A 22,575-nucleotide genomic window follows, 5' to 3' on the forward strand; every position below is an offset into this window, starting at 1 on the left:
ACAATGTTTTATATCTCATAGAGTAGGCAACCAGCCAAGTAATATATTAATACTGCTAGAGGGGGTGGAAATGGTTAGAACAGCTGTAGTGGATAGGAACTATTGTAAACCAGATAAATGTAGTCTTGAATGTATCAGATTCTGCCCGGTCAACAGGGGGAAGAGGAAGAAGGCCATCGAATTAAGCAGTGACGGCAAGTATGTTATAATATACGAGGAAACATGTATAGGATGCGGTATATGTGTCAAGAAATGCCCGTTTAACGCGATATCAATAGTTAATCTACCCGACGAGCTTGAGAAAATACTTGTCCACAGGTACGGGGAAAACATGTTCAAACTATATAATCTACCAGCACCAAGGACAGGCGGCATCTTAGGCGTGATAGGTAGAAATGGCGCCGGGAAGTCCACCAGTATAAAAATACTGGCTGGCCAGATAAAGCCGAATCTAGGCAACTATAGTAATCCACCTGAATGGGATGCGATAATAAGGTACTTCAGAGGCAGCGAGCTACAATCATACTTCACAAAGCTCGCTAACAACGAGATCAAGGCAGTTGTGAAACCACAGTATATAGAGGCAGCTAGGAGAGTCTTAAAGGGAAGTGTTAGAGAGCTTATTATGAAGGCTGATGAGAGAGGCTTATGGCGTGACATAATCGATGAACTTAACCTCTCTCATCTCCTTGATAGAAAGATAAGTGAGCTAAGTGGTGGAGAGCTACAGAAATTCCTGGTCGCCGCTGTACTGGTTAAAAACGGTAATGCTTACTTCTTTGATGAACCCTGCAGCTACCTAGATATAAGAGAGAGGATAAGGATTGCTAGCGTTATAAGAGAGTTCAGCAACTACGGAAAAAACTACGTTGTAATAGTGGAACATGACTTAATGGTGCTGGACTATATGAGTGATAATATAGTAGTCGTCTATGGTGAACCCGGTGTATACGGCATAGTATCGAAGCCCTATGGAACTAGGGCAGGGATAAACCATTACCTTAAAGGGTATCTACCAGCTGAAAACATGAGAATCAGGGAGGAGGAGCTCAGATTCAGAATACATATGCAGGAGAGAAGGGATGTTGCCACTACATACCCTGTGCTTAAATGGGATGCTATAGAATACCGGTATGAGTCATCAGGATTTAAACTACGTGTAGAACCCGGGGAGGCATATGCGGGGGAAGTACTTGGAATACTGGGTCCTAATGGCGTTGGGAAAACCACCTTCCTGAAACTACTTAATGGGGAAATAGAGCCCCCTGAGAGAGCCATATTAATATCTGCTGAGAAAGTAAGCGTGAAACCACAGGAGTTATCCCCTAAAGTATTCAGTGAGGAGACAGTGATGGCTAACCTTAAATCAGCCTCGCCGGCAACCCTTGATCCATCGTCATGGCTATATAATGAACTGGTGAGGAAACTTGGATTAAATAAGATGCTTGATAGAAGGGTTGACGAGCTGAGCGGTGGGGAATTACAGAAACTAGCCGTAGCCGTTGCACTTGCAAGGGACGCCGATCTCTACTTCCTAGATGAGCCCTCAGCGTACCTCGATGTCGAGGAAAGGATCACTACTGCGAAAACCATACGTAGAATAGTGGAGGAGAAAGGTAAGACTGCCCTTGTAGTGGAACACGACCTACTTATGCAGAACTATATCTCCGATAGAATAATAGTGTTCCTAGGTAAGCCCGGTATGGAGGGTTACGCCTCCAGCCCAGTGGATATTAGGACAGGCTTTAATAGGCTCCTCAAGGAACTAGATATAACGGTAAGGAGGGATAGTGAAAGCGGGCGTCCAAGGATAAATAAGCCGGGCTCCGTGATGGATAGGGAGCAGAAGACTCGCGGAGAATACTATCTACCTGATTAAATCTTTTAAACAAATAATGAAATAAATAAAATTACTCTTATAGAAATATTTATTAGTTTTTCATACAAATACTTAAACATGGTGTAACCATGGGTATGAAGATTACTCTCTCAGTTATCAAGGCAGACCTAGGCAGTATAGCAGGTCATCACATGCCCCATCCAGATCAATTAGCTGCTGTAACAAAGATGCTTGCTGAGGCGAAGCAGAAGGGGTTAATAATAGATTTCTACGTCACCCATGTCGGAGATGATATCCAGTTAATAATGACGCATACGAAGGGACCCGATCATCCGGATATTCATGGCCTGGCGTGGGATGCCTTCAAGGCGGCTACAAAGGTAGCCCGCGAACTAAAACTCTATGCGGCTGGCCAGGATCTTTTATCAGAAGCCTTCTCCGGTAACGTGAAAGGACTTGGCCCAGGTGTGGCTGAGCTTGAAATGGAGGAGAGGGAGGCTGAGCCGGTTATAACGTTCCACGCGGATAAAACAGAGCCAGGCGCATTCAACCTACCTTTATTCAGAGTGTTCGCTGATCCATTCAACACCGCTGGGCTCGTAATAGATCCCAAGATGCATGATGGATTCGTGTTCGAAGTATACGATGTATTCGAGGGGAGAAGCGTCTTATTGAAGTCCCCTGAGGAAATGTATGATATACTCGCGTTGATAGGTACTCCTGGCAGATATATTGTTAGGAGGGTGTATAGGAAGAGCGATAATCTACTAGCCGCCGTTGTCAGCGTTGAAAGACTTAACCTCATAGCAGGCAGGTATGTAGGTAAAGATGACCCGGTTGCCATCGTGAGGACGCAGCACGGGTTACCAGCTGTTGGCGAAGTACTGGAAGCATTCAGTTTCCCACACCTAGTAGCTGGATGGATGAGGGGAAGCCACCACGGGCCATTAATGCCTGTGCCAATGAGGTACGCTAGGGTGACAAGGTTTGATGGTCCGCCTAGAGTCATAGCCTTAGGATGGAATATCTCCAATGGGAAACTAATAGGACCGGCTGATCTATTCGATGACGTAGCATTTGATGAGACAAGAAGGCTAGCTCAATTCATCACTGAGTATATGAGAAGACATGGACCCTTTATGCCCCATAGACTTGGACCCGAGGAGATGGAGTATACAACACTACCACTAGTGCTTGAGAAGCTAAAGGATAGATTTGTAAAAAGCGAGGAAGCCAAGGTAGTGAAGAAGCATAGCGATATGCTATCCGGAAGCTAAGCTCACCGCCAAGACATGGTGGATGAGACATGGTTAAGCCAGTGCTAGCCGTGAATTTTAAGGCCTATTACCCCCATAGCTTTGGTGAAAACGCTTATAGATTAGCAAAAGACGCTGTCAGGGTATGGAGAGAAACCGGTGTAGAAGTAATACTTGCACCACCCTTCACCGAGTTGAAAAGCGTCATCGAAGCCGTGAACGGTACCGGGGTAAAGGTATTCGCCCAGCATGCCGACCCAGTGGAACCTGGGGCTGTTACAGGGTTTATACCATTAGAGGGGTTGAAGAACCTGGGGGTACATGGTGTAATACTGAACCATAGTGAGCACAGGCTAAGAATCTCTGATATAAACTATTTGGTTAAGAAGGCAAGGAGCCTCGGTATCGAGACACTCGTGTGCGCGGATACGCCTGAAACAGGTGCTGCTGTAGCAGTACTGGGACCAGACATGGTTGCCGTAGAACCACCCGAGCTAATTGGAACAGGTGTAAGCGTAAGCAAGGCTAAGCCGGAGGTAGTGACTAACAGCGTAGACATGATTAGACGGGTCAATAAAGACGTAGCCATACTAACTGGTGCTGGAATAACGACTGGCGAGGACGCCTACATAGCTGTGAAACTCGGCACAATAGGGGTCTTAGTAGCCTCCGGGATAGTGAAAGCAAAAGACCCCTATCAAGTAATGAAAGAAATGGCTGAAGCCATGCTCAAGAGCCTTGCCTAAACCCGTAAACCTCTACATGTCTATGTTTTTAACTCTGCTCAGCATCAATCGTTTCCCGCCTACGGTTTCTTTAGGTCTCCGTGAACTGGTTCACCACGGCTTCCAAGGCGCTCCTCCCACCGGCTTCTTCACTCTGGAAGCCACTGCAGAGGCCAGTGGTCTCGGAGACACCCAATACATCCATACACATTGACTACACTCAGTTTTACAACTGAAAGCCTCGCCCTTTTAAGGCGGGAATGGTGGAAGGCTTATGTTTGATGCTTGAGTAGAATTGCGGTGATGAGTGTGTTAAAGTAGCCGGAGTGGTGATGACACCCATATCCCCGAGCCCCGTGCTAAGCGGGGTAGGAGCAACGCGGTGCTTAACTTTATAACACTTCTTGTTGAATCTTTTATAACCAGGTATGCCGCCGTAGCTCAGCCCGGTGGAGCGCCGGCCTCGTATCGGCTTATTGAACCGGAGTCGTTGGAAAGCCGGTGGACGCGGGTTCAAATCCCGCCGGCGGCTTTCTTCATAGTTCTAAATTATTTGTCTAATCCTTATCTCATGTATACTTGTCTGAGGCTTCGCATATGTCTCAACAACTATATCGCCAGGTCTCAGATAATTCTGTTTAACTAGTGTTTCAACTAGTTTTTCAACACCCACCTCATACTCCTTTTCAAGGTTATCCTGGATAACCTGGGACATATCAGTGATTTCCAATCCATACTTTATCGAGAGCTTTTCAGCCAGGAACCGGTTGCTTACGCCTATATAGACTTTGATCTGTGGCCTATATTTTGAGACTAGTGTAGGCATTCTACCGGTCTTACTATAACCTACTATAGTGCCTCCGAGGCTCTCAGCTAGTAGTACGAGTCCCTGCACGTATTTATCCAGGAGATTCATAGCTTTGATCGCACCTCTATACTCAGATATTAGTGCTCTGGAGAGCTCGGACTCAGCTGCCTCAATAATTCTCCTAGTCCATTTAACTACTTCAACAGGGTATTTCCCAATAGCTGTCTCATTAGTGAATAACACTGCGTCGACGAGGTCTTCCACGGAATTATATAGGTCTACTACATCACTCCTACTAGGCCTTGGATTATTCACCATGGACTCCAATATCTCTGTTGCAATAATCACGGTCTTACCGTGTTTAATTGCCTCCCTTACTATCTCCTTCTGTATCAATGGTAGTTTCTCAAGGGGGAAGTGAAGCCCTAGATCTCCTCTTGCAACTATTACTCCATCAACCACCTCGATTATTTCACCCATATTTATGAATCCACTCCTCGTCTCTATCTTTGCTATGAGGCCGGGCATCCATCCATGCCTGGATAATACATCCCTCGCTAATTCCACATCCTTAAGGCTCCTAACATAGCTTAGAGCAACGAAGGTTGCCTTTACATCGCTAGCGAACTTAAATACTCTTCTATCCACCTCACTGGGAAACGTCGCCGGGTACTCCTTCCCCTCTATAACAATTTTCTTCCTGGGTTTCACAACCCCATCGTTTAACACTACCACCTCTACAAAGTCCTCACCGGTGTTGACTACTCTGAATGATATCTCGCCGTCCCCATAGAGTACAATGTCCCCGGTTGAAGCGGTTGTGTAAAACTCCTTGGCTGGAACAATAATTATCTTTTTCTCTCCACCATCATCACCCGGGTTCGATGAAATTACAATGTTGTCGCCTTGCTTTACAGTGAACTCCTGGAAATCACCGCTTCTAACCTGGGGACCCGGTGTATCTAATATTAGCGGAATGGCTTTACCGAGGTCGCTGGACGCGTCTCTAACTAGTTTAACGTACTCTATCCAAGTATTCTCATCACCATGAGCACAGTTAATCCTAAACCCGGCTACACCCTCCTTGATCATTTTCTTAATTATATTGTAATCACAACTACTGGGTCCAAGGGTCGCTATTATTTTCACCTTACCCAACACGAGGCACCTACAGCTTGTTAATTACATCTATTAGTTTAACCCCCTTAACAAGCCCGTGTTCTCTAGCCTTACTTGTTGAATCGCTTATTTCTTTAGCCAGCATGTCCTCGATTGTTTTAACACCCTGGACTTTCACAGCGACCACGCCGAGTCTCTCAGCTGCCTGTATATCGAGAAGCCCACACATGGCAAAGCCTTTTTCGCCTATTAGAATAACTGCGGGTGGACTATTTGGAAGCGAGATCTCGATCCCGGTTAACTTCTTGCCCTCCACATTAACCTCTCTTATACGTATAAGATCTGAAACACTCATCACAACCCCCAGCATGCCACGAGACTCTTTATATGCTTGGTTTCTTAAATATACTGGCTCGTTAAGGATACATGATATAGCTGTTTACGAATGTAGGAAGCGGTGCCCGATCCCAGCTCAGAGCGGCTGCGAGGCCTCTCGGACCTCACTGCCGCTCTGACGTGGCCGGCTTAACTTCCGGGTTCGATATGAGACCGGGTGTTGCCCGGCCACTATGGCCGGGTCGGGCACCGTAGTTCCATTATATTCGTTACTGGGGTTTTAAAATCTTACTTTTTTCAACAGCGTAAATACCCCTTATTTTAACTACGCCCCCGCATTTCGGGCACTTACCTTTATCAAGCCCTATGAAATCCCCTGCTTCAAAGTCTTTTTCAAGCCTGTATCCACAGCTGCTGCATTGTATAAGTACCCTTGTAACATATTCTTCCCTCGGGGGTTTCTTTGGACGGGACTCCAAGTAGAGGTAGACTATAAGTATCACCATCAGTATTGCCAGTATTATATTAGATAAGGTGTTCAGGTCTATACTCATACCACTCACCCGGGTATCCCCATGGTATTCCCTATCCCGGCAACTATTATCGTTGAATACGGCTTTGTATGTTCCTCTATAATTCTTTCAAGGTACTTTAGGGTTGAGTCAGCTGCTTCAAATATCTCCTTACGCATAACCGTTATCGCCTCGCGGAGATCCATCTTGATGACAAGCGCCCTTAATGGAATTCCGTATTTAGATGCCGCCCTCTCAATAGCTATTTTCTCGGGACCGGGATCGCCTATTGCTGCCCCAACTCCCTCAGCTATCGAGCCCGATTTCTCTCCCTCGAGCTTTAATGCGGCATCCACCGTGACCATTAAGTCAACACTGCCTTTGAGCTCATCTACCAATCTATTTATCACCGCGCCCGGATGACCCACATTGCTTCCAGGCCCTTCAGCCTTCACAACATAGATCCTTCTATCCTTATACCAGACCTCGGTTATCGATGTATCATCCAGAATCCTTGACGATATCTTCTTCCCGGATTCTATCAGCCTATAAGCTACCAGAGGCCCGATTCCATCGCCTATAGGCTTACCCGTTGCAAACGCGTCGAATGCTTCATGATACGTGTTCACGTATTTCAGTATCTGCGGCATCTGGAGCTGTAGCTGCATTATCAGTATCCAGTTGTTCTCCTTCTCACCTGTTAACAAGTAGTGTCTAACCACCTTGTATATTACGTGCAATGCTCCCACGATTGAAAGAGTTGTCTCCACAAGGCTTCTCTCATACTTACCCACATGGGGTATTTCGGCCTCAATTAACCTTCTCACAGTTGTATCCGTTGTACGGATCAGGTGATCCATCCTCTTTATAATGTCAACCGGCTCTATCTCGACGGGTTCTATAGTGAAGAATTCAATGACCCTATCGATAAGCGGCTCCGGTGATTGAATGCCGAGGTTTCTAAGCATAGCCTTGGTCTTCTGCTTATCCTCCTCCAGTATACCCTTGATCAAATCCAGCTTCATTCTTATATCTGTGACCCAAATCTTCATCTGTATCTTCTGGTTCAATCCGGTTATAATTAGAAAGAACATTATAAGCCAGATAACCTGTATTATTAGTGAAGCAGTATCGCCATCCATCTAATTCACCGCTACTATTCTCTTCTCATTAGCCATGATATTTATTAGAAGAGAGATTTAAATAGTCGTAACAATAACTTCCCTATGAAGTATTATAAATGTGTGTTCAAACTGCGAAACAATGCCATTGGATTTCTCGACTAGAACAGGGTATTCATGCAGCAACCCGGCTTTACTCATATAGTATATTATTGACCCAGTATTCCCGCTATATTTAAGCAACCATCTCTCAGCGAATGGAAGAGTCTTCCTCTCATCCATTATCTTTTCATAAACCTCCATAACGCTTTGAGGTAGTCTACTCTTCCTCTTCTTAAGAGAATATATTGTAACCTGCTTCCCCTCTTCCACGAGGCCGACTCCCGTAGAGGCGAATGGCTCCACAGCATAGATCCCGGGTCCAAGCCTCCATCCCGAGAAGAAGTCATCGTAGTTGGGTATGCTGAGCCCGGAGTGGATCATATATTGATCTATACTGTGTCCACTGAGGTTTCTCACAGGGTTGAAACCCATCGATTTAATAGTCTCCATGATTATCCTCCCTATCTCATTAGCCTTGATCCCTGGTCTCACAGCTTCAACAACCCTCTCCAATGCAAGCCGTGAAGCCTCTACGAGGCCCTCGTAAGCAGGGTTGAAGGAGACCGTGGCAGCTGTGTCGGCTATATACCCCTTCACATGAACCCCGATATCTATCTTCACAACTGAGCCATCCGGTATTCTACCAGTGTCGCCAGGTACAGGGGTGTAGTGTGCTGCAACCTGGTTCACACCAATGTTCACGGGAAACGCTGGCTCTCCACCGAGCTCCCTTATCCTGTTCTCAACATGTTCAGCTATTTCTAGGAAACTCATACCGGGTTTAACTAGTTTAACGGCTTCCTCCCTCACGGTCCTGGCTATCCAGCCTGCCCGCCTCAACATTTCCACTGCTTCATCAGTAAGCATTACTGCTCACCATGGATGTATGGAGCTATCTTGATCAAGAGATATATAGTTTTACTTATATGATATATTATGAACACTGGGTGAATCCAATGGCTGTAATCAAGTATCTTGGACACAGCTTCTTCGAGATAACCCTTACAGGTCTTGATGGAGCTGTGAAAAACATAGCCATAGATCCATGGGTCGAAAACCCGTTAAGCCCGGTTAAACTAGCCGACTACAAGGATAGAAGGCTCGACTACATTATAATCACACATGATCACGGAGACCACCTCGGGAACGCTGTAGAGTTAGCCAGGGAAACCAGTGCAACCATAATTGGTATATATGAGATAGCGTTGTACAGCGAGGAGAAAGGAGTAAAGTCTATAGGGGGAAATATCGGTGGCCCATTGAGGATCCCGGATCTCGAGGTGATTCTAACACCGGCTACACACAGTAGTAACAAGGGGGCACCGGTAGGGGTCGTTATACGAGGAAAGGATATAACATTATACCATGCAGGGGACACCGGGTTATTCAGCGAAATGACCCTTATAGGAGAGCTGTATAAACCCGATGTAGCCATGCTACCAATAGGAGGACATTTTACAATGGGTGTTCGTGAAGCAGTCAAAGCTGTTGAATTAATAAAGCCAAGGATAGCTATACCAATGCACTACAATACGTTCCCACTAATACAAGCCAACCCCATCGAATTCAAGAACATGGTTGAATCCAGAACAAGTACAAGGGTAGTGGTGTTAAAGCCGGGAGAGACGCTAGCATATCCGTGAAAACAATCACAGCAACGACACGATCCATCCTCCTGGTTAACAACATGCTTAAAACCACGTGTTTTTACAACTGAGGCCGAGCATTAGGGAGCTATGATCACCCGATTACCCTGGAAATGAGGAATGTAAACCCGAATAGATGTGGGGAACCCGTGACCACCTTCAGGGCGGAGAGGAGGTCAGAATCGAGTCTCGGCTAAGATGACTTAAAAACCGAGCGATGTCCCCCACCCCTAACACTTGTGGTCATCGAGGCCATGCGGCTCTCCTCCCACAAGCTCCTCTAGGTGGGGGCGGGGCTGTTATTTCCAACTATGTTGTTAAAGGGGTATAAACCTGCATTACAACCAAAAGGCCTCGCCGTTTCCTGCTTATGGTTTTTCCGGGTTTCCGTGGGCTGGTTTACACGGCTTCTCCTGGGTCTCGGGAGTCAAGGAGACGCCACTAGACTTGTGTCCTCAGCTTATAAATCCATAACAAGTAAAGCAAGGAGAGCACTCAGCCTACAAAACCTTGAAGAACCTTCAAACCAGAAACAAATATATACCCTTAGGGCTGGAAGAAGTCGATTGATTTATTAGAACCGGTGATCCAATAATATAAAGTAATAACTCGAGATTAATTTAGAACCGGTGATCCCATGGATGTAGATGAAAAGGTGAAATTAGCTACACGCAACGTCCTCGAGGTAATAACAGTTGAGGAGCTCAGGAAGATCTTCGAGGATAAAGAGCGCCCAAAAGGATACCTCGGCTTCGAGCCCAGCGGATTAGTCCATGTTGGATGGCTTGTCTGGATGTTTAAGGTCAGGGATCTCGTGAACGCCGGGGTCGACTTCTACATCCTGGAGGCAACATGGCACGCTTACATCAATGATAAGCTAGGCGGGGACATGGAGATGATCCGTAAGGCTGCCAGATACACGAGGATAATACTAGACGCTATAGGTGTACCTGAGACAAGGATTAAGTATGTGGATGCAGAAGAGCTGGCAAGTGATAAAGAGTACTGGGGACTATTATTGAAGGCGGCGAAGCATAGTAGTCTAGCGAGGGTCAAGAGGGCACTCACTATAATGGGTCGTAAGATGGATGAGGGCGAGACGGATTTCTCGAAGCTAATATACCCATTGATGCAGGTGACAGATATATTCTACCTAGACCTTGACATAGCCCTTGGCGGAATGGATCAGAGAAAAGCCCATATGCTGACTAGAGATATAGCTGAGAAACTAGGACGCAGAAAACCAGTTGCACTCCACACCCCGATAATCACGGGGCTCCAGGGCCCCGGTGGAAGAATGGAGGGCAGGGAGTACGATGAAATAGCCTCAGACGTCAAGATGAGTAAGAGTAAGCCTGAGACAGCGATCTTTGTCCATGACCCACCAGAAGTCGTCGAGGAGAAAATACTTAAAGCATACTGTCCACAGCGAATCACCGAGTTGAACCCTGTGATAGAGTTGAATAAATACCTGTTATTCCAGCAAGAAGGCTTCAAGCTAGTGGTTGAAAGACCCGAGAAATACGGGGGAACCATAGTGATCGAGAGTTATAGTGACCTGGAAAGAATGTATGTGAAAGGCGAGATACACCCATTAGACTTGAAGAAGGCGACAGCAAAAGCATTGAATAGGCTCCTAGACCCTATAAGGAGACGAATAGAAAGTGATCCCATGGCAAAGGGGATCTTGGAGGAGTTGCTGAAGGCAAAGGTTACAAGGTAGAGTCGTGGATTAGTTACTAGGGAAATTAATATCATAAGCTTCTAGCTTGTGAATCTTTAAAACCCGGCTAATTAATCACAGTAGATAATGGGTGGGCCGGTAGCTCAGCCTGGAAGAGCGCCGCCCTTGCATGGCTTCCAGGCTACACCGAGGTCGAGGAAAGGCGGAGGTCCCGGGTTCAAGTCCCGGCCGGTCCACTTTTCACATCACCCTTTTAAAGGATTCTAGGGTCTCCTAGTGAACCCCTCTCCGCCGATGGGTTGGTTTTCACCATGGTTTATGGTGGTTGATTCACCGCTTGTCTTCATGCCGTTTACCCGAACCATGCCCTCATCTATCAAACTGTAGCGAACTTTGTCAGACACGGGTGGGTTCATCACGGCTCCCCCATTCCATTCTTCCCATCTGCGGGAGCCATGCTCCCCTCGGCGAAGAGCGGTCCACTAGGAGTCCTCCTCGCAACTGCTCACCGAGTTCATTGCAGTACCATCAATCACTGACCTCCTCCCCGTCTTGAAGGGGGCGAGGCTTTCAGTTGTAATAAATACCCTATAGCTTTTTGAGGAACGGGGACTAGGTGAAATTAATATTAGCCTCCATAAATCCATATAAAAACCAAGGCAATAGACAAAGGCGGGAAAAACGTCATGAACTCGTTGACTTAAACTATGATAAAAAAGATGAGATAAGTACAAGATTTATTGTCTAATTCTCTCCTCAACAACAATCATTGTAACAGTCGTTCTTATATCGGGGAATCGCCTTATCTTATTCGTAACTATCTCCCTTACCTTCTCAAGGGCGTCTGTCTCAATTTTTAATACTATATCATATGTCCCGTAAACTACATATGCCTCCTTTACCTCGGGTATTTTGAATAATTCATCGAGGACCTTGGCCTCTGTACCAATCTCGGTTTGAAGGAGGATTATTGCAGATGATTTCGCCATCTCACTCCCCATTATAATATATATGAAGAGGAATAATAAAGATTTCTTTACAGGGCTTATTAATAAGCTTTCAAATACTCCAGCTATTATGGATGCTTGGATGTATTCTTCTGCCATAATGATAGTAGAGTAGCCATCAGTGCCGAGAGCGATCTTCAAACCATGCGGGGTGAGCAAAGTGACGCCCCAATCTATTATAAGATTAGTAGATACCAGTTCGTGGCACCCATATAAAAGAGCTTGAAGATATCTGAATCCATGGTGAAATCAGCCAGCTCTATGGTGCAATACCGTTTGAATACAAGGATATATGTTCTACTATACCACGAGGATGATCCCTCAAAGAATACCGCGGCTAAAATGGTGAGGATGAACATAGCCAGAGTGATTAGTCCAAGGGAGTTGAAGTATAAGAGGCCAGTCATATTAAATCCGTTTTCAAGCAACTACCTAGGCCCATGGCTTCGTGGAGATGTAGAGGCCCGTGGAGTGCTGGTGGTGGATGCCAGCTGGAGAAAACTCACATATTCTAAATTCCATGGGTTGAGAGGCATTCATGTAAGACTACCGCCATTGCTACCGGGCAACCCAGTAAACTATGGTAAGCCATGCATGCTCTCAAGTGTGGAAGCTGTCGCGGCATCACTATATATAACCGGGTTCGCCGAGGACTATACCGAGCTATTGAATACATACAAGTGGATGGAGACGTTCCACGAGCTCAACAAGGAACTACTAAAGGCTTATGCCTCAGTTAAATCCCTTAGTGAATTAGAGTTGACAATAATCGAGTACTGGGGTAGTAATAAGCCCTGCTAAATCAAGCAGATCAAACTGGGGCGCGGCCGGGTAGTAACCCGCATTCTGTTTCAACCCCACATTCGTCTATGCGGCCCACACCGGTCGCGTGGCCCTCACCCCGGGACCGGGCCTTGCTCCGTACGGGACGGCCGTTTCAACGCCTCCACCACCGTCCTCCATGACTTAAGACCCCTGTTACCAGGGGCCACTCATTTCATCGCCACATGGTGGTGGCCGTGTCGTTTCTGTGCCGGAGCCACGGGGACTACCCGTGCCCCTTTCGGGGCCGTACTGCCACGGGGAGTGCGGAGTTTCCTCACTCCATCACGTATCCGGAGCGTTGGTGGGGCACCCGGCCGCATTTTAATCTATTCGTCTACACCCTAATTAAACTAGCTGAAAAGTGCCTCCCCGAAAAGAATAGAAATATCTCTAAGGGAATTTTCCACTGGAGTCTTTTCCACCGGCAACCTAGGGGTGGAACCTTAGGTTTCAATTAAGATCAGTTTATAAACCCCAATGGAAACCCCCACCCCTTCACTTCCACTGGAGACTATAACCTTATGATTTATTAAAATGACTAATTAAGTGATCTCATTAGTTGATCAATCATTATACAAATGCATCATTATACAAACTAAAGACTGCGATCTCTTCAATATAATTGATTAATGGAGTTTCCTCGGTATTGATTTGCAGTGGAAGTGAAGGGGTGGGGGTCCAAGACCCCCTGTTCCACCGGCATCCTACCCCTGGAACCAAAGGTTCTTCGAGTGGGAAAAAAGTAGATCCTATTGAAGATCCGTCCCACTCCAGTCGCATTCCAACCCTGGAACCAGAGGTTTATGATTGATCACCTATGGTTTTCCAGTCGCAATCATACACCAGAAGTTTCGGTTCTACCCCATTGTTTCCACTGGAAGCTTCAATATGGGAAAGCTTATATATCTTAACCTTTTGTTTCCTAAACATGGTGAAACATGTGGATTCAGCGAGAATCCTGAATATTGGCAAAAAACCGCTTGAGGATTACATTGTAGAGGTAATATTAATATTCCAGGAGGGTAGTGACAAGCTCGTGTTGAAGGGCGTCGGCCCCAATATAAGTAAGGCTGTCGACCTATACAACATGCTCGTCTCCAGGATGGGGAGTAGCATCGAACTCGTCAACGTAGGGATCGGGAGTGAGAAGGTTCGCGGTAGGATTAAACCCTATATAGTTATCGAGATCAGGAGGAAGTACTAGCGAGGCCACCTCTATTAACCATGCTGATTGAGTAAAACATGTTTAGCCTGGACCCTATGTCAGTTAGGTAGACCAATGCATCTGCTTCACCATTAATTATCTTATCTATCGATTCCTCGAGCCTTCGCGTGGCCTCAATAGATGCTAGTTCGGGGTATCTATCCCTGAGATACCCGTAGACCTCTATTCCTCTCTTAGATGGAATAAGCTTTAGCCTCTTCTTAGAGACGAATACGTAGCCATGTCTTTTAATGCTCTCAATTATCTTCGAGTAGGTGCTCGGCCTCCCAAGGCCTAGTTTCTTCATCAATGACACTAATTCACCCTCAGTGAAGAGTGGTGATTTACTTGAATCCACCACAGATATCTCTTCCACGGGGACTTCAATAGATTCCACGGTATCCAGCTCCCTATAGACTCTGATTTTCTCAAAGACGTTGAAGCCCTCCTCCACTATGTTGGTTAGCAACTCTATCTCGCCGAGTTTAAACTCATTGAAGTATACTGCGTAAATAGATTTAACGGCTTTAAACGGCTTCAGCTGGCTTGAGATGAACCGCTTGAATATTAGGTCGTAGAGTTTTAAGTGTAGTCCGGTCAAAGGTATCACGGTGTTAATCACCCCCTCAGATACAGCCTTCAGCAAGTCGTCGAGATCGTAGGGGTAGACAGGCCTTATTGCTTCATGCGTGCCCGGCGAGCCCCAGTGGCTTGGTCGCGCATAGTCCTCCAACTTCTTCCCCTCGATATACTTCATCGCGATGCCTATGCCTGTATTACTTACATAGTGGCTATCAGTCCTGTGGTAGGTTATTAGTCCAGCTTCGAATAATTGCTGAGCGATACTCATCGCTATACCAGTGTGTAGATTCAGCTTGGCGGCGTCGCTTAGGAGCTCGTCTGTTGTATACGGTGGTTTAGGCGTTATAGTAACTATCTCCCTGCCCACCCTAACCAGTTTAAGCATCTTGGCCATCTTCAACTCCCTGATTACTTCTGAATTCTTCTCCATGAAAACACTGTAGATGATGTTCAATGGTGAGCCAAGCTTAAACCGTATCTTCTTACACTTGCTTCTCACATACTCCTCGTACCTATCTATCACGAGCCCCAGGGTTGGTGTTTGAACCCTGCCTGCACCAAGGAACCTTAATCCATATATATTCTGTAACTCCTGGCTTAGCTTGAATCCAACCAGCCTATCGAGCACTCTCCTATATATCTCGCCCTCGACTAGCCGTTGGTTAATACTCCTCTTGTTGTTAATGGCTTTAAGGAACTCCTGTAGTGTTATCTCATGCAGTTCTATCCTCCATACTTTCTCATTGTAATACTTTACGGCTAAGTAGACGTCGTAGGCTATCTTCTCACCTTCGATATCTGGGTCGGTTGCTATATATACCTCATCGACCTCGCCGGCTATCTTTCTCAAAGCGGCTACAATCGTCCTTGAATCACTGTATAACCTGCTACCGCATCTTGGGCAGTGATCGCCTGTGGTGAACTGTGTCCCGCAGAGCCTGCACTTCTTTATGTACTCGTATACGGGTGTAACCCTGTTATCAGCGATGACAACACCATAGTATCCCTCCCCGCTGGTTGTTAGATCGAAGATGTGTCCACGTGTCGGCACTATGTTTAAGTGAATTATTTCCCCACCTATTTTAACAGGGATCTCGTAGACAGTTACATCGCCGAGCTTCCTGGCAACCGGTTTGCCGAAGAATCTAGCTATCGTCTTAGCCTTGGTTGGCGACTCTACTACCACTAGGATGGACCTGTAACTCATCCCAGGAGAGAAATTATTATTCCTCCTGGTCGATTCAATCGCCTTGACCTCAGAGTCCAGGTCGACGCTGGCTAGGTCTATGAACACCAGCTCCTTGTTTAAGCCCTTCAGCCTGGCTTCAAGGCCTTTTACAGTGTTGTAGAGGGTCATGTACTCAAATACTATTGAGAGCCCATGGGTCATCCTGGAGCCGTATAGCCTGCTTGTTCTACCGCTCGCCTGTATATATGTCATTATATCGGGTATTAAGGCGTAGTAGTCGCCGCCGGCTTTCACCAGGGTTAAGGTACCAATATTCATGATCTCCTTCTCGTCTAGGATAGACCTGGTTCTCTCCAGTGTTTCCTGGTAATACTGCTTTATCACCTGGTATTTTGAATAAAGCTTCTCGCTGGCCCACAGGGCCTCCTCGGGTATTTTACCAGTTAAGGTCAGCTTAACTAGTCTCATCTCGCCAGGGGTTAACGTGTAGATGAGCCTCCTTAACTCTAACACTCTGCTTCGGGCATCGTTACTGTCAACCAGTTCAAGGAGTACACGGATCATCATGCCTGGGTTGGCTAGGAGTGACTCTAGGCTGGTGGCGAAAACCGGGGATCCGATGAATACAACGTACCTTATAGCCTCTGGGGCGTCGATGCCTCTAACGCTTGACCCATAGTAGCTTGCCGAACCGGTGAGTAGGTGGAGCTCCCCCTTGATCAGCCTTGCTACATTACCCGGTGTTGCCTCCCCTATTCTGAATCCTTTACCTGCTAGAATGTTCATAGCCTTATCTAATTCCTCCTTGAGCATGTTCTTAAACGGGTGGTGTGGCGCCATATATATTATTCCTCCTGGACCCAGCTTCTCAATGATCCTGGCTAGCTCCTCATGTAGTTCGCCTGGTTTAATCAGCATGTATGCATCGGTGACGTCTCTCCCGTAGATGGTCACGCCTGATATATCAACATGGAGTAGCTCCTTAAGGATCCTGCCCATTAAGCCTTTCATACGGCCGGTGGCTGATGCAACGATGAATTGTGCGTGGCGTGTATTAGAGAGTGTTTTCTCGATGAGCGAGTCCACCTCTATGTACTCCTTTACTAATTCAGCGTACTTATCGTTGTTATTGAAGGCCTTGTTAACCATTAGCCTCCAGAGAAGGTTGATCCTCTTCTTAGCCAGCTCGATGACTTCATCACTATAGCCCAGTATCCTCAGTAGCCTCAGAACATTCTTCTCACTCCTCACTACGCTGTCAACATCGTCAGCTATCACTATATCTGGTCTACTCCTTGAAAGCAGCTCGGACTTCCTCGATAGGAAGCCGTTTGTTGCGATGAGTATGTTATACTCTCCTTTTTCAATCCTAGATAATACCTCCTCCCTCTTCTTCTTACTCATGGATGAATCATAAGCGATCAAGTTGACTCCATTAATCCCGGCCCTTTCAACCGCCTCCACTAGTCTACGGTGGATCTGGGTTAAGAGGGTTCTCGTTGGTGTTATATAGACAACTCTCTTACCTCTCCTAGCCGCGTAAAGCGAGTAAATGATCAGTAGTGTTGTCTTACCCATACCAGTTGGCGCGATCAACACAGTGTTCTCCCCGGAGACAAGCCTCTTAGCCCAGATCCTCTGAGCTCCCCATACACTAAGCCCGTTACTAGCCCTTCTGAAGAACTCCTCGAAATCACCCAGTCCACCGGATGCAATATCCCTGAGTATACTCGTTAAACCACTATTAGCACACCTGCTACAGAAACCACGTAGCTCTACTTCGCTTGACAAGATATCTCCGCCGCATACCGGGCAGAAACCCTTATATAAAGGGTTAAAAGCACCAGGCAAATCAATCCCTCACTAGATCAATGGCTTTAACAAGATGGATTTAAAAACAGGGGAGCCAGTACTACGATATCTATTTGTATTTGTGAAAATCTGGGAGTCATTCGATAGCATGCTTATAATTTAGCCAAATGGTCGCACCACCATTACGGCATCTACAAAATCACAGCACTCATACTCGTAAGAAGTAACCTACGTAGTCGTCACAAAATAATAAAATTAAAAACGTATAGAATCAATAACATGTTTGCAATGGGCCCATCCCTATTGAAATACAATGTATTAGCAAGGTTTGTTTTAAGGTTTCAAATACCAAATATAATGATGAATATCACGAGGACGAAGAACAATTAGATGAGTAGTAATGGCAATTCTTAACATTATATAAAGCGAAAAGTTTTTATAGAACCCCCTCTATTTCAAAAATCCCAGTATATAATCTAAGGAAGAGGTGGAATATATGGCGCAGCCACAAAGTGCAAACACCGTGCTAGTAGGTAAGAAGCCTGTAATGAACTATGTTATTGCAGTATTAACTCTGGTGCACCAGGGTGTAAGAGAGATATATATCAAGGCTCGTGGAAGAGCCATCAGCAAGGCGGTTGACACCGTAGAGATAGTGAAGAACAGGTTCCTGCCAGGCAAGGTCGATGTAGAAGAGATAAAGATTGGCAGCCAGACAGTGACCAACCCGCAGGGAAGGGAATCCAGGGTCAGTATCATTGAGATAAAGATAAAGGTGAAGGAGTAAACACGGTATTTTTACAGTTTTTCCTAACCCATTAACCATTCGCCAGAAACCGGCTGTAGGAGATGCCTAGGATATTCTCGGGTTCAATACTAATAGAGCCAACCGCTCTATCACTATCTAAACACATAGATCTCCTAAAGTTTCTAAGAGGCTTCATTAGCGAGATAGGGGTGCTCCACAGGCCTGGAGCAATCGACACCCGTGTATCCGGGGACATACTCACCATAGCATTATCCCCCTATACAGAGATTGTTGATTCCAGAAACATTGAAGAACCCGAGGGGTTACTGGAATACGTTAGGAGAGAAATAGGCAGAGTATACATAGCTGAAAGAGATACCTGGCTCGACTTCATCAGTATACGGGTCGACGACCTCCTGGGCTTATTAAACACGGTTAAGAACAGGGGCAGTGGATGTACTGATTCTACATGTTATGTTGTCGAGGATGCAAGCGTGGAATGTAGGAGGATCATAGTAGTTGATGAAAGACTAGTCTATCTAGCTGGATTACATGGGCACATCTTCACAGACTTCAAGGCCGAGCCCCCAGGTAGTAGTATATTCAACCACATGTATTGTGAGACAAGCAGTGGACTCCGCCCACTCATATCGGGAACCAGGGATGCGGGGGTTGTGTCCCTTAGCGTTAAAGTGCCCCCGGGTCTAGACAGCCTTATTCAATGGGCATTACTGGGACTGGTCTACCTCCAGTAATAGGTGTCCAGTATCAACTAGTGATTAAATGAGCCCGGTAACTAAGTATGGAAGGATTCACTCATAGTCCTGGGTGTCGAATAACTCATCGAGACCAGTGGTCTTCCTTCTTCTAGCCTGGAACTCCTCACTGGTCTTCTCAAGTACTATCTCGTACAAGATGGCTTCCTTCCCACCCGGCTTAGGCCTCAGTAGTCTCCCAAGCCTCTGTATGAACTGGCGTCTCGAACCGGTGCCAGAGACTATTATACCTACGTTGGCGTCAGGTATATCTAGTCCTTCATCACCTACGGTTGTAACTACCAGTATACCCTTCTCAGATCTCTTGAACTCCTCTAGTATGCGCTTCCTCTCGCTGGTGGGTACCTCACCAGTCAATAAGTATGCGTTAAGCCTCTCGCTTATTTCCCTTGCTTGATCCACATACTGAGTGAAAACTATGACCTTGCCCCCGTTCTCCAGCTCCCTCCTAGCTATCTCCACGGCTTTCTCTATCTTAGCCCTAGCCCTTGCAAGTATACTCCTCATCTGACTATGCACCCTGAGGGCTTCCCTGGCTTTTTCATTGGTTCGCGCCTCCTCTAGGACCTGTTTAAACTCCTTTCCATTCACGAGGCTATAGTACTTCCTCCTTAATTCATCATATAGTCTCCGTTCTTCACTGCTCAACTTAACCTTAATAGTCTCCACTCTGTAGCGTGCGAGGTAACCCATTGCCACTAGGTCCTGGGGTGTCTTATAGTATATAACACCCCCGAGTAATGGGAACAATTCTTCGTGTCTCCCATCCTCCCTAAACGGTGTTGCCGATAACCCCATACGGTATCCAGCTATACTATGCACGGCTATATGCTTGAACTTGTCTGCTGGGAGGTGATGTACTTCATCGACTATTAATAAATCGAAGAAGGGCGAGATATCGTTTATCTGGCGAAAGCCGCTTTGATAAGTTGTTATGGTTATTGGCGCGATCTTCTTCTCCTCGCTATAGATCAAGCCTATCATTGACTGCGGTACACTAGTGTACTCTAGTATAGCATTCCTCCACTGCACCATCTGCTCCTTAGTGTATACTATTATAAGACTACGGACAGCCCTCTCAATTATCGCGGCAACACCGATCAATGTTTTACCCGAGCCCGTGGGCAGGGCGATGACCCCGCGGTAATTGTTCTCAACCCATTTACTCAGAGCCTCCCTCTGGTAATCCCTCAAGGCTATATTTCTCAGCTCCGGCTTGACCTGGAGGCTTTTAGATGCAAGTAGCCCTAAGGGGTCTTTAACGGGGATACCAAGCTTCCTAAGGCTCTTCCCCAGTAAATCAGAGTTCAACGGGAGTATCCTGAAGACCAGGGTTGACGGAGTTTCAGAGCTCCGTTTAGCCTCTACTAGGGAGAGGATGTGCTTTAACCTGGGGTATATGGTCCTAGGTACATGTAGAATCACATATCCCCTGACATTATCCCACTCTATTAGAGGCGAGTACTCGTCGAAAGCCTTCTTTAGATCCTCTAGCGGGCCCTCGAGTTCGGCGCTGAAATCCCTGAGGAGGTTTAACACGTCTTCAACGCCATAGTTATTCCTCAACGCCTTCTCGGGGTTCAGCGAGAACAAGCGGTATCCATCCCTATACCCGATGTAATCAGAGATCTTGAGTAGCTCTCTAAACTCGTCTTCTTCAAGCCACCTCTTTACCTTAAAGTAAACCAATTCACTCACCTGTAAGCACTAGTATATCCTCGTATTCCACGGGCTCGTAGTCCGTTAACACCGGCTTATCCATGCATGTCATATAGAATACCCCAAGGGCGTATGTCTTATCAGTATAGAACTCAGCGGCTCCCCCAAGACTCCTAACCACCTTAGAGTAGTTTAATAAACGGGTGACATACTCGTCTACAACAGTGTCTAAGCCGAGTTTCACCGAGACCCCGAGAAGCCTGACCACTACTTCTTCACCCGTGTTCTCCAGGTGTAGGTATATACATATTCTTCTCTCACCACATGGCCCACACGTTCTGATGTACTCGTAGCCCATTGCCACGGCGTCGTCTAGTATCCTTGAGAGGTGTTCTAGGCTAGTGATCAATGCTAGTTTTTCATCTAGCTTGAACACGGGTTGTTAACCACCTCTATGAATGGTCGTCGCGTGGGTTTTACATCACTTTAATCAGCTCTTAAAACCCTCTTCATCCCGTTGAGTCATTATTATTTTTATATTCCTTATTTAAAGATAAATAACTAAGACTTATTTAATCATGGGAGGTCAGGTATGATTAGGGTTAAAGGTGGCAGGGTACTAGTTGTAAAGCGCCCCAGCGAGTCCGAAGTGAAGGCTTTCGCTGATAAGCTGATGGCAGCCCACTCGAAGAGTAAGGCCGATAGAACCAAGATGAGGCTTATGGCTAGTGAAGTACTTAGATTGCTCAAGCCTAATTTATCTTACAAGGACCTATATGAGATAACCGGTATCCCTGAGTCCGTGCTCTGCAGGTATGTGAGGGGCTCTATAATCCCTGGCTTCGAGCAGGCAGCCTTCATACTCTCAAAGATATCTCTCTCAATAGACTTAAGCTACCTGCTCAGAGACCTTGTGGAGAAGGAGAAGAGCCCTATAATAGACTTGCTGAGAGTCCTTAAAGACCCCTATGTGGCTAGACTACTCTCCATAATATTGATCCTGGAGTTAACAGGTAAAGAAGTCACAAAGATCATAGCTACAGCCGAAGCAGTGCTCCCACTAGCCACAATGCTTTCACTAGAGTTCAACGCACCCATAGTTCTAGTCAAGAGGAAGAGTTATCCGGGTATTCAATACTATAGTACTTCATTCATGAAGAGCCCGAAGGATATAGAGACCCTCTATCTTGACAGGGATTTACTGAGTAGAAAAGATAAGCTATTGATATTATCCGATGTAGTGTACTCTGGTAGAACACTGGAGGCGGTATTGGAGCTGGTTTCCAAGTCGAGGGCTGAGATCACTGATGTAATAGTAGTACTCGGCTTAGGCGAGATTTGGAGGGAGCGCCTCGAAGAGTATAATATAAAGGTACTTACGATAATCCCATTTACCATGTAACCATGATACGAAGATTTAAATAGTGTATATATCTTTAAACATCATTCCGTGTCCAGGACTTAACGGGGGAAAGACATAGTTATAAGCATGTATTAGATCAAGATATAACTTAGGTGATTCGGAATGCCGGCAACGATAGAAGAGACAGTTAAAGTAGACTCAAAGGGCAGGATAACCATACCAATAGCTGTGAGGGAGCTCTTCGATATAAGGGAGGGAATG

The 22,575-nt window shown here is 46.1% G+C and carries 21 protein-coding genes, 2 tRNA genes, 1 rRNA gene and 1 other RNA gene; 13 read left to right on the forward strand and 12 right to left on the reverse strand.

All coding sequences use genetic code 11. The features are described 5' to 3' along the window. Positions 1-70 precede the first annotated feature (70 nt). The 4 genes from QXV08_RS07645 to QXV08_RS07660 all read left to right on the forward strand — a co-directional run bounded on the left by QXV08_RS07645 (position 71) and on the right by QXV08_RS07660 (position 4,353). Positions 71-1,879 carry a ribosome biogenesis/translation initiation ATPase RLI gene (locus QXV08_RS07645; RefSeq protein WP_342786292.1) on the forward strand — a complete coding sequence of 603 codons (1,809 nt, stop codon included), beginning with the start codon at positions 71-73 and terminating at the stop codon, positions 1,877-1,879. Positions 1,880-1,968: 89 nt separating this feature from the next. Then, on the forward strand, positions 1,969-3,117 hold the full coding sequence (gene fbp / locus QXV08_RS07650) for a fructose-1,6-bisphosphate aldolase/phosphatase (RefSeq protein WP_342786291.1): 1,149 nt from the start codon (positions 1,969-1,971) through the stop codon (positions 3,115-3,117). Between the two features lie 29 nt (positions 3,118-3,146). Then, the gene (tpiA, locus tag QXV08_RS07655) at positions 3,147-3,842 is read left to right on the forward strand and encodes a triose-phosphate isomerase (protein ID WP_342786290.1); all 696 of its coding nucleotides are present in this window, start codon (positions 3,147-3,149) and stop codon (positions 3,840-3,842) included. Positions 3,843-4,251: 409 nt separating this feature from the next. Further along, positions 4,252-4,353: transfer RNA gene (locus tag QXV08_RS07660), tRNA-Thr, on the forward strand. A gap of 12 nt (positions 4,354-4,365) precedes the next feature. On the opposite strand, the gene pyk is transcribed toward QXV08_RS07660, so the two are convergent. From pyk to map, 6 genes are all read right to left on the reverse strand, one after another. After that, entirely contained in the window at positions 4,366-5,790 is a 1,425-nt protein-coding gene (gene pyk / locus QXV08_RS07665; protein ID WP_342786289.1) for a pyruvate kinase, read from the reverse strand. Positions 5,791-5,797: 7 nt separating this feature from the next. Continuing rightward, entirely contained in the window at positions 5,798-6,103 is a 306-nt protein-coding gene (locus QXV08_RS07670; protein ID WP_342786288.1) for a DUF1805 domain-containing protein, read from the reverse strand. 107 nt (positions 6,104-6,210) lie between these two features. Further along, a 5S ribosomal RNA gene (gene rrf / locus QXV08_RS07675) occupies positions 6,211-6,329 on the reverse strand. A 24-nt stretch (positions 6,330-6,353) separates the two neighbouring features. Then, complete coding sequence (locus tag QXV08_RS07680; RefSeq protein ID WP_342786287.1) at positions 6,354-6,638, reverse strand: hypothetical protein; 285 nt, start codon at positions 6,636-6,638, stop codon at positions 6,354-6,356. 5 nt (positions 6,639-6,643) lie between these two features. After that, the gene (locus QXV08_RS07685) at positions 6,644-7,738 is read right to left on the reverse strand and encodes a DUF1512 domain-containing protein (RefSeq protein ID WP_342786286.1); all 1,095 of its coding nucleotides are present in this window, start codon (positions 7,736-7,738) and stop codon (positions 6,644-6,646) included. Between the two features lie 57 nt (positions 7,739-7,795). Beyond that, the gene (map, locus tag QXV08_RS07690; RefSeq protein ID WP_342786285.1) at positions 7,796-8,686 is read right to left on the reverse strand and encodes a type II methionyl aminopeptidase; all 891 of its coding nucleotides are present in this window, start codon (positions 8,684-8,686) and stop codon (positions 7,796-7,798) included. 89 nt (positions 8,687-8,775) lie between these two features. On the opposite strand from map, the gene QXV08_RS07695 reads away from it, so the two are divergent. From QXV08_RS07695 to QXV08_RS07705, 3 genes are all read left to right on the forward strand, one after another. Then, the gene (locus tag QXV08_RS07695) at positions 8,776-9,462 is read left to right on the forward strand and encodes a metal-dependent hydrolase (protein WP_342786284.1); all 687 of its coding nucleotides are present in this window, start codon (positions 8,776-8,778) and stop codon (positions 9,460-9,462) included. A 640-nt stretch (positions 9,463-10,102) separates the two neighbouring features. Next, positions 10,103-11,188 carry a tyrosine--tRNA ligase gene (locus tag QXV08_RS07700; protein WP_342786283.1) on the forward strand — a complete coding sequence of 362 codons (1,086 nt, stop codon included), beginning with the start codon at positions 10,103-10,105 and terminating at the stop codon, positions 11,186-11,188. 93 nt (positions 11,189-11,281) lie between these two features. Then, positions 11,282-11,385, forward strand: a tRNA-Ala gene (locus QXV08_RS07705). A 27-nt stretch (positions 11,386-11,412) separates the two neighbouring features. On the opposite strand, the gene QXV08_RS07710 is transcribed toward QXV08_RS07705, so the two are convergent. After that, on the reverse strand, positions 11,413-11,553 hold the full coding sequence (locus QXV08_RS07710; RefSeq protein WP_342821465.1) for a hypothetical protein: 141 nt from the start codon (positions 11,551-11,553) through the stop codon (positions 11,413-11,415). 333 nt (positions 11,554-11,886) lie between these two features. Beyond that, positions 11,887-12,315, reverse strand: a complete 429-nt coding sequence (locus tag QXV08_RS07715) for an Lrp/AsnC ligand binding domain-containing protein (protein WP_342786282.1) — start codon at positions 12,313-12,315, stop codon at positions 11,887-11,889. Between the two features lie 102 nt (positions 12,316-12,417). On the opposite strand from QXV08_RS07715, the gene QXV08_RS07720 reads away from it, so the two are divergent. After that, positions 12,418-12,957 (forward strand): DUF367 family protein, encoded by a 540-nt coding sequence (locus tag QXV08_RS07720; RefSeq protein ID WP_342788181.1) that lies wholly within the window; start codon positions 12,418-12,420, stop codon positions 12,955-12,957. A gap of 22 nt (positions 12,958-12,979) precedes the next feature. On the opposite strand, the gene rnpB is transcribed toward QXV08_RS07720, so the two are convergent. Further along, positions 12,980-13,299, reverse strand: an RNA gene (rnpB, locus tag QXV08_RS07725) — RNase P RNA component. Positions 13,300-13,909: 610 nt separating this feature from the next. On the opposite strand from rnpB, the gene QXV08_RS07730 reads away from it, so the two are divergent. Next, on the forward strand, positions 13,910-14,185 hold the full coding sequence (locus QXV08_RS07730) for a DNA-binding protein (protein WP_342788180.1): 276 nt from the start codon (positions 13,910-13,912) through the stop codon (positions 14,183-14,185). Here the strand turns inward: QXV08_RS07730 and rgy are convergent. After that, positions 14,169-17,807 carry a reverse gyrase gene (gene rgy / locus QXV08_RS07735; protein WP_342788179.1) on the reverse strand — a complete coding sequence of 1,213 codons (3,639 nt, stop codon included), beginning with the start codon at positions 17,805-17,807 and terminating at the stop codon, positions 14,169-14,171. The two genes, QXV08_RS07730 and rgy, sit on opposite strands and share 17 nt — an antisense overlap. A gap of 457 nt (positions 17,808-18,264) precedes the next feature. On the opposite strand from rgy, the gene albA reads away from it, so the two are divergent. Together albA and QXV08_RS07745 are read left to right on the forward strand one after the other, a co-directional pair. Next, positions 18,265-18,555 (forward strand): DNA-binding protein Alba, encoded by a 291-nt coding sequence (gene albA, locus QXV08_RS07740; RefSeq protein WP_014768092.1) that lies wholly within the window; start codon positions 18,265-18,267, stop codon positions 18,553-18,555. 62 nt (positions 18,556-18,617) lie between these two features. Beyond that, positions 18,618-19,271, forward strand: a complete 654-nt coding sequence (locus QXV08_RS07745) for a hypothetical protein (RefSeq protein ID WP_342786278.1) — start codon at positions 18,618-18,620, stop codon at positions 19,269-19,271. A 57-nt stretch (positions 19,272-19,328) separates the two neighbouring features. Here the strand turns inward: QXV08_RS07745 and QXV08_RS07750 are convergent, their stop codons facing one another. Both QXV08_RS07750 and QXV08_RS07755 read right to left on the reverse strand, forming a co-directional pair. Beyond that, positions 19,329-20,981, reverse strand: a complete 1,653-nt coding sequence (locus QXV08_RS07750) for a DEAD/DEAH box helicase (RefSeq protein WP_342786277.1) — start codon at positions 20,979-20,981, stop codon at positions 19,329-19,331. Between the two features lies 1 nt (position 20,982). After that, entirely contained in the window at positions 20,983-21,387 is a 405-nt protein-coding gene (locus QXV08_RS07755; RefSeq protein WP_342786276.1) for a hypothetical protein, read from the reverse strand. A 156-nt stretch (positions 21,388-21,543) separates the two neighbouring features. On the opposite strand from QXV08_RS07755, the gene QXV08_RS07760 reads away from it, so the two are divergent. Beyond that, positions 21,544-22,353 (forward strand): phosphoribosyltransferase family protein, encoded by an 810-nt coding sequence (locus QXV08_RS07760; RefSeq protein WP_342786275.1) that lies wholly within the window; start codon positions 21,544-21,546, stop codon positions 22,351-22,353. 123 nt (positions 22,354-22,476) lie between these two features. Beyond that, on the forward strand, positions 22,477-22,575 hold a 99-nt coding region (locus QXV08_RS07765), incomplete at its 3' end, for an AbrB/MazE/SpoVT family DNA-binding domain-containing protein (protein ID WP_342821467.1).

It is taken from the genome of Desulfurococcus sp. (genome assembly GCF_038881575.1).
Taxonomy (GTDB): domain Archaea; phylum Thermoproteota; class Thermoprotei_A; order Sulfolobales; family Desulfurococcaceae; genus Desulfurococcus.

Excerpts from the sequence above, each read along its gene's own strand:
- QXV08_RS07645 (WP_342786292.1), top strand. The coding sequence starts at position 71 with ATGGTTAGAACAGCTGTAGTGGATAGGAACTATTGTAAACCAGATAAA.
- QXV08_RS07695 (WP_342786284.1), top strand. The coding sequence starts at position 8,776 with ATGGCTGTAATCAAGTATCTTGGACACAGCTTCTTCGAGATAACCCTT.
- albA (WP_014768092.1), top strand. The coding sequence starts at position 18,265 with ATGGCGCAGCCACAAAGTGCAAACACCGTGCTAGTAGGTAAGAAGCCT.
- QXV08_RS07730 (WP_342788180.1), top strand. The coding sequence starts at position 13,910 with ATGGTGAAACATGTGGATTCAGCGAGAATCCTGAATATTGGCAAAAAA.
- QXV08_RS07685 (WP_342786286.1), bottom strand. The coding sequence starts at position 7,738 with ATGGATGGCGATACTGCTTCACTAATAATACAGGTTATCTGGCTTATA.
- fbp (WP_342786291.1), top strand. The coding sequence starts at position 1,969 with ATGGGTATGAAGATTACTCTCTCAGTTATCAAGGCAGACCTAGGCAGT.
- map (WP_342786285.1), bottom strand. The coding sequence starts at position 8,686 with ATGCTTACTGATGAAGCAGTGGAAATGTTGAGGCGGGCAGGCTGGATA.
- QXV08_RS07700 (WP_342786283.1), top strand. The coding sequence starts at position 10,103 with ATGGATGTAGATGAAAAGGTGAAATTAGCTACACGCAACGTCCTCGAG.
- QXV08_RS07760 (WP_342786275.1), top strand. The coding sequence starts at position 21,544 with ATGATTAGGGTTAAAGGTGGCAGGGTACTAGTTGTAAAGCGCCCCAGC.
- QXV08_RS07745 (WP_342786278.1), top strand. The coding sequence starts at position 18,618 with ATGCCTAGGATATTCTCGGGTTCAATACTAATAGAGCCAACCGCTCTA.
- QXV08_RS07680 (WP_342786287.1), bottom strand. The coding sequence starts at position 6,638 with ATGAGTATAGACCTGAACACCTTATCTAATATAATACTGGCAATACTG.
- QXV08_RS07670 (WP_342786288.1), bottom strand. The coding sequence starts at position 6,103 with ATGAGTGTTTCAGATCTTATACGTATAAGAGAGGTTAATGTGGAGGGC.
- QXV08_RS07720 (WP_342788181.1), top strand. The coding sequence starts at position 12,418 with ATGGTGCAATACCGTTTGAATACAAGGATATATGTTCTACTATACCAC.
- tpiA (WP_342786290.1), top strand. The coding sequence starts at position 3,147 with ATGGTTAAGCCAGTGCTAGCCGTGAATTTTAAGGCCTATTACCCCCAT.